General features: G+C 42.5%; 10 protein-coding genes. 9 read left to right on the top strand and 1 reads right to left on the bottom strand.

The features are described from left to right. The 4 genes from AAGC65_RS21790 to AAGC65_RS21775 all read left to right on the top strand — a co-directional run. On the top strand, window positions 1-2,184 hold a 2,184-nt coding region (locus AAGC65_RS21790; RefSeq protein WP_343114578.1), incomplete at its 5' end, for a response regulator. Between the two features lie 3 nt (window positions 2,185-2,187). Further along, window positions 2,188-3,018 (top strand): protein-glutamate O-methyltransferase CheR, encoded by an 831-nt coding sequence (locus AAGC65_RS21785; protein ID WP_343114577.1) that lies wholly within the window; start codon window positions 2,188-2,190, stop codon window positions 3,016-3,018. Next, window positions 3,008-3,598: a chemotaxis protein CheB gene (locus AAGC65_RS21780; protein ID WP_343114576.1), complete on the top strand. Its 591-nt coding sequence runs from the start codon at window positions 3,008-3,010 to the stop codon at window positions 3,596-3,598. Before AAGC65_RS21785 ends, AAGC65_RS21780 begins: the two co-directional genes overlap by 11 nt. A 26-nt stretch (window positions 3,599-3,624) precedes the next feature. After that, window positions 3,625-5,553: a response regulator gene (locus AAGC65_RS21775; protein WP_343114575.1), complete on the top strand. Its 1,929-nt coding sequence runs from the start codon at window positions 3,625-3,627 to the stop codon at window positions 5,551-5,553. Between the two features lie 7 nt (window positions 5,554-5,560). On the opposite strand, the gene AAGC65_RS21770 is transcribed toward AAGC65_RS21775, so the two are convergent. After that, window positions 5,561-6,046 carry a methylated-DNA--[protein]-cysteine S-methyltransferase gene (locus tag AAGC65_RS21770; protein WP_343114574.1) on the bottom strand — a complete coding sequence of 162 codons (486 nt, stop codon included), beginning with the start codon at window positions 6,044-6,046 and terminating at the stop codon, window positions 5,561-5,563. Between the two features lie 326 nt (window positions 6,047-6,372). Here AAGC65_RS21770 and AAGC65_RS21765 point away from each other — a divergent pair, with 326 nt between their 5' ends. From AAGC65_RS21765 to AAGC65_RS21745, 5 genes are all read left to right on the top strand, one after another. Continuing rightward, on the top strand, window positions 6,373-7,056 hold the full coding sequence (locus AAGC65_RS21765) for a heme exporter protein CcmB (RefSeq protein ID WP_343114573.1): 684 nt from the start codon (window positions 6,373-6,375) through the stop codon (window positions 7,054-7,056). A gap of 116 nt (window positions 7,057-7,172) precedes the next feature. Beyond that, the gene (locus AAGC65_RS21760; protein WP_343114572.1) at window positions 7,173-8,363 is read left to right on the top strand and encodes a carboxypeptidase-like regulatory domain-containing protein; all 1,191 of its coding nucleotides are present in this window, start codon (window positions 7,173-7,175) and stop codon (window positions 8,361-8,363) included. A gap of 127 nt (window positions 8,364-8,490) precedes the next feature. Next, entirely contained in the window at window positions 8,491-9,165 is a 675-nt protein-coding gene (gene ccsA / locus AAGC65_RS21755; RefSeq protein ID WP_407940698.1) for a cytochrome c biogenesis protein CcsA, read from the top strand. Between the two features lies 1 nt (window position 9,166). Then, entirely contained in the window at window positions 9,167-9,376 is a 210-nt protein-coding gene (locus AAGC65_RS21750) for a CcmD family protein (protein WP_343114571.1), read from the top strand. 152 nt (window positions 9,377-9,528) lie between these two features. Beyond that, a partial coding sequence (locus AAGC65_RS21745; protein WP_343114570.1) for a Glu/Leu/Phe/Val dehydrogenase occupies window positions 9,529-10,765 on the top strand: 1,237 nt, incomplete at its 3' end.

Below are 10,765 nucleotides of genomic sequence, written 5' to 3'. Positions count from 1 at the left end.
GAGCTGATGAACAAAACAGAAATGTTGCAGGCATCAGAAGAAGAGTTGCGTGTACAACAGGAAGAACTGCGTACCATTAATGCCGAGCTGGAAGAGAAAGCCAGCCTGCTTGAAGAAAAGAACCAGGCCATTGAACAGGCCCGCGCTGCTATTAACCTCAAAGTTGACGAACTGGAAACAACCGGTAAATATAAATCGGAGTTTTTAGCTAACATGAGCCATGAGCTGCGTACACCGCTGAACAGTATTTTGGTGTTGGCCCGTATCCTGAAAGATAATAAACCGCATAACCTTACCGAAGATCAGGTGAAATATGCCAGCGTGATCTTTAATGCCGGTAATGATTTACTTACGCTGATCAATGATATTCTTGACCTGTCAAAAATTGAATCGGGCAAGCTGGAGATGCAAAATGAGGATATCAAGGTATCCGATATTTTGGGCGACATGGAAATGCTGTTTGCTGAATTTGCCAGCAACAAAAAAATCAACTACAGCACCAGTATTGAAAAAAGCTTACCTAAAGCCATATTTACAGATAAGGTAAGGGTTGAACAGGTTATAAAAAATCTGCTCTCCAACGCGTTCAAGTTTACCTCAGAAAACGGATCTATATCCATTACCGCCAGGCCGGGCGAAAAACCAGATACCATTAGTTTTGCCATCAAGGATTCGGGCATAGGTATACCTGCCGAAAAACAACGTATCATATTTGAAGCATTTCAACAGGCCGATGGCTCAACCAGCCGTAAATACGGTGGTACAGGCCTGGGCCTTTCTATAAGCCGGGAGTTGGCCACTTTATTGGGTGGCAGTATTAGCCTGAGCAGCGAGCAGGGTGTTGGCAGCGAGTTTGTGCTTACCATACCTTTTCAGGCAAAAGCAGTTGCCATTATTGATGCAGAGGTATTACCACAGCCGGCATCTTTTAAATCAGAAAATGGCGCGGCTTTCCTGAAGCCTGCCAAAACCATAACCCGCGATGATAACCGCGAGCCGCTGGTTGTAATTGTGGAGGATGATAAAAACTTTGCCAATATATTGCAGGATTATGCCCGCGAGCATGGTTATAAATCTATCATGGTACATGAAGGTACCACCGCTGTTGAAACTGTAAAGGAAGCTTTGCCAGATGCCGTGATATTGGATATTATGCTGCCGGGTAAAGACGGTTGGCAGATATTGAAAGAGCTGAAAGGCGATGAGCAAACTATGCACATCCCCGTTCACCTGATGTCGGCTGGTGAAGCTGCTGCCAACCGGGTGCGTAAAGAGGGTGCCATTAGCTTCCTCAAAAAGCCAATTAATACCGAAACGCTGGATAAGCTTTTTGCCGACATCATGCTGCAAAGTGGTACCCGCTTTAAACAGATATTGCTGGTAGAGGATCATAAGGCGCAAAGCCAGGCTTTGAAAGAAATGATGCAGGGGCAGGGTATTGCAGTTGATCAGGCCTTTGATGGCGAATCGGCTTTCCGGATGCTGCATGAAAACGAATACCAGTGTGTGATACTGGATCTGAACCTGCCAGATATATCTGGTCTTGACCTGCTGGATAAGATCAAGGAGGTTGATCGTTTCGCGTCATTGCCTGTAGTTGTGAATACAGCTATGGAGCTTGATAAAACATCGGTAAACAGGCTGATGCAGTATGCCAACGCTATGGTGGTAAAAACCAACAAATCTGCCGATAGGTTAATTGACGAGGTAAACCTGTTCCTGAATAAGATCAGTGAAACAACGGTGAATCAGCAGGAACAAGCTCCATCATTTACCAAAGCCAAAGTACCTAACAAAGGCAAAGAGGCCATCAAAGGCAAAAAGGTATTGATTGTTGACGATGATATGCGTAACATTTTTGCCCTGAGCAGTGCTTTGCAAAGCTATGATCTGGTTGTTGAAATTGCTAACGACGGTGAAGAAGCCATAACCAAGCTGGAGGAGATCAGTGATATTGATATCGTACTAATGGATATTATGATGCCTAAAATGGACGGCTACGAGGCTACAAGATATATCCGTAAGCAAAACAAATGGGCCAAATTACCCGTAATAGCTTTAACAGCTAAAGCAATGAAAGACGATCGTGAAAAGTGTATTGAGGCAGGTGCCAATGATTACATCACCAAGCCAGTTGATATGGACAGGCTCATCTCATTAATGCAATTGTGGCTTGAAAGTTAAACAATGAGCGATACCGCAGTTATTATAACGGCACAACAAATAACCGAACTTATTGACCTTGTAAAAAGGTTTCACGGGTTCGATTTTTCGGGCTATACCAAGGCTTCGTTAAAAAGGCGGATAGTGCGCATCATGCAACTAAAAAAACTGGAGTTTTATGATCTGAAACATATTTTGGTTAACGATCAGCACTTTTTTCAGAATTTTTTAGAAGAGATCACGGTGAACGTTACCGAGATGTTTCGCGACCCATCATTTTATAAGGCGCTGAACGAGCTGGTAGTTCCTTACCTTTCAACATACCAGCATGCTAAAGTATGGTGCGCGGGCTGTTCAACAGGCGAGGAGGTTTATTCGCTGGCCATATTAATGCGCGAGGCAGGGCTCAGTAAAAAATCGTTCATATATGGTACCGATATTAATACCGAGGTATTAAAAGAGGCGCGCAAGGGAATATATAGCTTACGCAACATCAAAAATTATGCGGAGAATTATCAGTATACAGGGCTAAAAGGCTCCATATCTGATAATTTTACCATTTTGTACGATGCTGCATCCATACATAATGAGCTAAAGCAGAATACGCTGTTTTCTGTACATAATTTAGTTTCTGATGATGTATTTAATGAGTTCCAGTTGATCAGTTGCCGAAACGTATTCATCTATTTTGAAACCGCGCTGCAGGAGCACATTTTAGAGTTGTTTTATAAAAGCCTGTGTCCGCTGGGATATTTGTGCCTGGGCAGCAAGGAAACTATACGGTCTGATGTTTTTAAAAAGAAGTTTAAAGTGATCAATCAAAAAGAAAATATTTATCAAAAAATTGGGACCTGATAAAAATTTACTGGAACGCTGGCGTACTACCGAGGTTTTATTGTTAGGTGGTTCGGCAGGCTCATTTAAACTCTTGTTTCAGATGGTGAAATCCCTGCCTGCCGATCTGGATAAAGTAGTGATCATTATTATTCATCGAAAGAAAAATTTTTTTAGCGAAATAGAGAAACTTTTTGCCGAGAACAGTCGTATGTTACTCCGCGAAATACAAGATAAGGATGCTGTTAAAAGGAACACTATTTACATAGCCCCAGCCAATTATCATACGTTAATTGAGGCCGATGGCTATTTTAGTCTGGATGTTTCTGAGGCGGTTTGGTATTCAAAACCCTCGATTGATGTTACCTTTGAAAGCGCTGCTGAAATTTATAAAGAGCGCTGTATGGCCATCTTATTATCAGGAGCAAACCAGGATGGCGCCGAGGGTTTGCTTAAGCTAAAAAACAGCGGCGCGGTTACCATAGCCCAGCACCCTGACGACGCGGAAATGAACGAAATGCCGGTATCGGCTATTAATTTAGGTGCAGCAAGCTATATACTACGTACCAACGAGATATTTGAACTTTTGCACACACAGTGATTTATCATATATATAACTAATATTAAATGACCCCCGTTAATATTCTTATAGTTGATGACCGCGAAGAAAACATCATCGCACTTGAAGCACTGCTCAAGCGAGATGATATTCGTATATATTCAACTACTTCCCCTAATGAAGCCCTCAGGATAGCCTGGGAAACACATATAGCCATAGCATTGATAGATGTGCAGATGCCTGAAATGGACGGCTTTGAGCTGGTTGAAATGCTTAAATCAAACCCACGCACCAGGGATATCATGGTGATATTTGTAACGGCCATATCAAAAGAAACAAAGTACGCGGTAAAGGGTTTAGGCACTGGGGCTATTGATTACCTTTATAAACCACTTGACCCTTACATAACATCAGCTAAAGTTGACTCATTTGTACACCTGGCCCGGAGCCAGGCCGAAATAAAGGTGAAGAACGAAGAGCTGGAGAACTTTGCCATTGTGGTGAAAAATTCAGCCGATATTATATGTTCGGTAGATGCTCAAACACTGCGCATCAATAACATTAACCCGGCTGTTGAAAACATCATGGGCTATAAGCCAGAGGAGCTATCAGGCCGGAGCATTGTTGACCTTGCTGTTGACGGGCATCAGCAAGTGTTTCGCACAAAACTTGGCGAAATTATTAAGGATAGTCTTCACTTCGCGGTTTTTGAGGTACAGCTGGAAACGTTTAATAAACGGGTATTATGGGCTGAATGCCGGGTATCGTATCATAATAAAATAATCTTCCTGAACATCAGTGATATTTCTCCCCAAAAAAGCTACCAGGAGCAATTGATCAAATCAAAGGAAGAGGCCGAGTATGGTAAAAAAGTAAAAGAAACCTTTTTGGCCAATATGAGCCACGAGCTGCGTACCCCGGTTAACGGCATCATAGGCATAACCGATCTGCTGCTGAAAACCGACCTGAACGAGCAGCAAAAAAGCATGCTTGATCTGCTCGAGACATCATCCCGTTCATTATTGGGTGTAATAAACGATGTGCTCGACATATCAAAGATAGAAGCCGGCAAGTTTAACATTGTACGCACGCCAAATAACATATATGATCTGGTTAAATCGGTTTTTGACCTGCTTAAATTCAGGGCCGACGAAAGTAATATTGATTTTGTACTGGAGATAGATAACCGGGTGCCTCAAAACCTTATGGTTGATTCGTTACGTCTTAACCAGATCTTGATGAACCTGCTGAGTAACGCCATTAAGTTTACACCCAGGGGCCACGTAAAGCTTACGGTATCGGTATTGCAAAAACACAACGATAAGGTAAAACTAAAATACAGTGTGGAGGATTCGGGTATTGGTGTACCTGCCGACAGGCTCAATAAGATCTTTGAATCGTTTGAACAGGCCGAGGAAGATACCGGTAATAAATATGGTGGCACCGGACTTGGTTTGGCCATTGTTAAAAAATTGGCCGAACTAAAAGGCGGCGAGCTGGAAGTAACCAGCCAGTTGGGTAAAGGAAGCGTATTTAACTTTATAAACTGGCATACCATTGCGGCTAAGCCAAGCGAAAACCATAATAATAAACCCAAGAAAATACTGACTCCTTTTAACAATATCAGCGTTCTGGTAGCCGAGGATAATATGGTTAACCAGTTTATGCTGTCAAAAATATTAAAAGACTGGAATGTTGATGTTGATATGGTTGATAATGGCCGCAAGGCTATTGATAAGCTGAAGGCTAAAAATTACGACCTTATTTTGATGGATACGCACATGCCCGAAATGAATGGTTACGAAGCTGCCCGCACTCTGCGTGTTGATTTTGAAGAACCCAAAAGGAGTATACCTATTATATCGCTTTCGGCATCGTCATTAGGCCATGAGCAGCAGGAAGCGCTGGCTGCCGGTATGAATGATGTGCTGGCCAAGCCGTTTCAGCCGTATCAGCTGCACGAAAAAATGAGCCGTTTGCTCAAGGTAGAAGCATAAACGAATATTAAAACTCAAGCTTGGTTTGGCCCGTGCCGTTGGTGCGGGCCTCATGCTCTAACAGCCACTTCTTACGCCAAAGGCCACCTGCATAGCCGATAAGGCTGCCATCGGCCCCAATAACCCGGTGGCAGGGTACCACGATCCATAAATTATTTTTACCATTTGCTGCCGCTATAGCTCTTATAGCCAGCGGGCTGTTCATCAGGTTTGATTGCTGCGAGTAGGTTATGGTACTACCGTAATTTATTTTTAGCAGCTGGTCCCACACTTTTTGCTGAAATTCAGAGCCTGGCTGTTTAATAGGCAGATCAAAAGTTTTGCGTTCGCCTTTAAAATATTCATCGAGTTGGGTAATAGCCAGTTGCAAAAGCGGGGTAGGCGCGGGCATAACCTCATGCTCCTCATTTAAAACTGATACGCCAGATATAAAGCCTTCGTCTTCAGTAATGCGGGTTATCCCCAATGGGGTATGGCAATAGGCTACTGGCATTTCTTTATAAACTGGTTGAATTAAATTCAAAGCTAATGCAATAACCATAATCAAACAAATGAACTCACGAGTAAATCAGAGAAATCGCTTTTAAAACAGGAGGCTCCTAAGGAGCCGTGAAAGACCGTTATACCTTCTATAAACAGGTTGCTCCTCCGGAGCCATCGCGTCATTTGTTATTTTGACTCCGGCGGAGTTGCCTGTTTATAGGTTAAAAACAAATTAGCAAATGGCTCCGTAGGTGCCTCCTGATCTTCTGTTGAAGTTAAAAGCGATTTCCTGTATGGCAAATAAACCACTAAACTAAATTATTACCTTTGCGCCGTATGAAACTGGTTAATGAAACATGGTACCTTTTAAAAAAGGAGATTTTGCTGGAGTGGCGGTCAAAATATGCCTTTAATGGTGTTTTGTTATATGTGGTATCAACTGTATTTGTTTGCTACATATCCTTTAACCTGACAGCCGGTTTTAGCGGAAGCACAGGCTACGCGGTAGTATGGAACGTGTTGTTCTGGATAATTATGCTGTTTGCTTCTGTTAACGCCATAGCCAAAAGCTTTATGCAGGAGAGCAAGAACCGTTTACTTTATTATTACTCCATTGCAAGTCCGCAGGCTATTATACTTTCAAAAACCATTTATAACATTATGCTGATGTCGTTATTAAGCATATTAGCATTGTTAGTATACATGGTGTTCTTTACCAATACCCTTGGCGATCCTTTATACTATTTCCTCACCGTATTGCTGGGCAGTTTAAGTTTTTCAACCGTATTTACCATGATATCGGCCATCGCGTCAAAAGCGGGCAATAACGGTACGCTGATGGCCATACTAAGTTTCCCGGTTATTATACCGGTAATATTAGTGCTTATTAAACTCAGCAAAAACGCGATGGACGGGGTAGACCGTAGTTTTAACCTGGGCAATGTTGGTGTGCTGCTGGCCATTAATGCCATTGTGATTACTACCGCGCTGTTGCTTTTTCCGTATTTGTGGAGGGATTAAGGGCCTTACATCTTAAATATACAGCGGCCGTAAATAAATAACTTACAATTTCATCAAGCGTTCATAAAAAAAGTGTTTTTTAGTATCTTGAAAAAATATTGTAGTAATCCTGATTAATGCGGCCTTACTGGATCATTCTAACCCTTATTTTATGCCCGTTCATATTGCTGGCTCAAAACGCGACTATTACAGGTAAGGTAGTAAGTGCCGGTATTAAAAATCCGGTACCCAGGGCCAGCGTTTTTTTAAGTAATGCTACTTACGGTGCCGTTACCGCCGATGATGGTTCCTTTACCCTGGCCAATGTTAAACCAGGCCAGTACGAACTGGTGGTTACCACGGTTGGTTTTGAAGATTATTCGCAAACTATACAAGTGGGAAATGCTCCCATAAAACTCGACATTGAACTTACCCAGAAAGTATTGATGCTGCGCGAGGTAGTGATCAGCAGTGCTGCCGATTGGAAAAAAAACTATGAACAGTTTAGGCGAGATTTTATTGGTACTACCGAAAACTCCAAACTGTGCCATGTAGTTAATCCGCATATTTTAAACCTGATCTATCATCGTAACAAGCAGCAGTTGGAAGCATCGGGAGATGAGTTTTTAGTCGTAGAGAACAAAGCACTCGGCTATCGAACAAAATTCCTGCTCAAAAACTTTGTGAGCGACGGTATTGAACATACTATCAGTTATGCTGGCAAGGCGCTTTTTGAAGAGCTGCCGGGTACTGCCGAGCAAAAAAAGATCTGGAAACAAAAGCGTGAGGATGCTTATTATGGTTCGGCCCAACATTTTTACCGGTCGCTATATAAGGACAAGCTGAAAGAGGAAGGTTTTGAGGCGCATGATTTTACCCGTTTTCTGAATCACGAACGGCCGGATGAAGTTTTATTAGCGCAAAAGATAAAAAGGTTCAGGGATATAACTCCTAACCGCGATTCGCTGATGTATTGGTACAAGCTGTCAAACCTTACCAAATGGAACCGCGAAAATTTAGTGCGTATCCCTTATCAATCATTGGAGATATTGCGTAAAACGCCCGAGCAGGGGATATACGCTGTTGTGTTTCCACATTTTTTATATGTGGTGTACACCAAAAAGGCCGAAACAACCGAATTTAAAGATGTTTACCGCCCGCTGGATATGGGCAATTATGAAACCAGCATCATTACCTTGTACAATAAGTACATCCTGTTTGATATGAATGGCATCGTAGTATCAAACCCAAGCCCTTTGTACGAGGGTACCTGGTCAAAAGCTAAATTGGCCGATCTGCTGCCGGTTGATTACGAGCCGGGTGACTAAGTTTTGTTGTATTTAGCTGTTTAATATTAGCGTAAATACTGTCAATTATGTGACAATAAACGGCAGTATTAATGAACTAAATAGCCAATGAACAAATAAAGTAATTCACTACCTTTGCTGCATCAATATGAAATTTATTTATCAAACATGGTGGAAAGTTATAGCCGTTTTATTGGTGTTATCCACCTTTTATACCGGTTTACTCTTTAAGGTTCCCCGTCTGCCTATCATTCACGAAACTATAAGAAACCTGTACTTTCACGTACCCATGTGGATGGGAATGCTGACGGTATTTGTTGTGTCGGTTTACTTCAGCATCAAATATTTAAGATACGGCAAAGAAGAGGACGATCTGGCAGCTGTTGAATGTGTAAACACCGGCTTACTGTTTTACTCACTTGGTTTGTTAACCGGCATGCTTTGGGCGAAATATGCCTGGGGCGAATTTTGGAGCGGCGACCCTAAACAAAACAGCGCGGCTATAGCCTTTTTGTTGTATTGTGCTTACCTGGTATTACGCAACTCTATTGATGAAGAGCAGAAGCGCGCTAAAATATCGGCTATTTATAACATTTTCGCTTTTCCAATTATGATTGTGTTGATATTTGTTTTGCCAAGGCTTACAGATTCATTACACCCAGGTAGCGGTGGTAACCCCGCGTTTGGTAAATATGATCTGGATAACGGAATGAAGGTTGCATTTTACCCGGCCATGCTTGGCTGGAGCTTTATCGCTTTATGGATAGCAACTATCCGTTATCGTATACGTTTAATTGAAAATAAAAGGAACGCTATAAATTAATATGAAAAAAATAATCTTTTTATTGTTTTTACTGGTGTGTTGTACTGCAGTTTTTGCCCAGCCTGCCCAGCAGGTTGAAATGGCCGATGTTATGCGCAGCTCGGGCAAAATATATGTAGTGATAGCTACCATATGTATTGTTTTTGTTGGACTGGCCATTTATTTGTTTTCTATCGATAGAAGGTTAAAAAAAATCGAAAAAGAAAAGTAGTCTAAAAAATTTATCTATGTTGTTTAAACATGGATTTTCTGGGGTTGTTGAGCTGTGTAGATAAGACACTAACTATAAAATATTTGCAAATTTGATAAAAATAGTATCAAATTTGAGTACTTTTTTAAGAGTTTAATATTTATATAACAACTATGGCTACGAATATTTTAGTCGCTGACCAAGAAACACACTTCTTTGGCGATGTGTGTAAAAACTTTGATTATGCCGCGCAATTTACCACTCATGATGCCGGCTTATTAGATCAGATCAAATCCTGCAACAGTGTTTACCGGTTTCGTTTTCCCATCCGCAGGGGTAACGGTTTTGAGGTGGTTGATGCCTGGCGTGTAGAGCACTCGCACCATCAATCGCCAACAAAGGGCGGTATCCGCTACAGCGAAATGGTCAATGAAGATGAGGTGATGGCGTTAGCCGCCTTAATGACCTACAAATGCGCCATTGTTAACGTTCCTTTCGGCGGAGCCAAAGGCGGTATCAAAATAAATCCTAAAAGTTATACCGTAAGCGAATTGGAGAACATTACCCGCCGCTATACGGTTGAACTGATCAAGAAAAACTTTATTGGCCCAAGCATTGACGTTCCTGCTCCTGATTATGGATCTGGCGAGCGCGAAATGAGCTGGATAGCTGATACCTATGCTACCATGAACCCGGGACAACTGGATGCTATGGGAGCGGTAACCGGTAAGCCAATTGCTTTGCATGGCATTGCCGGCAGGCGCGAAGCTACTGGTCGCGGTGTGGCCATTGCTATCCGTGAGTGCGTTAGCGTTGGTGAGGATATGCAGAAGCTGAGCCTGCTGCCTGGTTTGGCCGGTAAAAAGGTTATTGTACAAGGCTTGGGTAATGTGGGTTACTATTCGGCTAAGTTTTTGGCCGAGTTTGGAGCTATCATTGTTGGCCTTTGCGAGTTTGAAGGCGCTATATATAATGAAGACGGACTTGATGTAGAAGCTGTATTCCAGCATCGCAAAGCAACCGGATCAATATTAGGTTACGCTGGTGCCCTGCAGGAATTTAAAAACACGATGGAAGGCCTGGAGCAACCATGCGACATCCTGGTTCCGGCAGCATTAGAAAACCAAATTACCGAATCAAACATCCGCAACATACAGGCTAAAATTATTGCCGAGGGTGCGAATGGCCCAACCTCGCCAGAGGCCGAGGCTATATTTTATGCTAATGGTGGTATTATCATCCCTGATATGTATGCCAACGCGGGCGGTGTAACGGTATCATACTTTGAGTGGCTTAAAAACCTGAGCCATGTGGCATTTGGTCGCATGAACCGCCGGTTTGAAGAAAACTCCAACCTTAACCTGGTAAACATGGTGGAAGGTATTACAGGTACTTCGTTAACACCTATGC

This window comes from Mucilaginibacter sp., from assembly GCF_039207105.1.
In the GTDB taxonomy this organism is placed as follows: Bacteria; Bacteroidota; Bacteroidia; order Sphingobacteriales; family Sphingobacteriaceae; genus Mucilaginibacter.
This window is presented reverse-complemented; position numbering and strand designations above follow the sequence as displayed.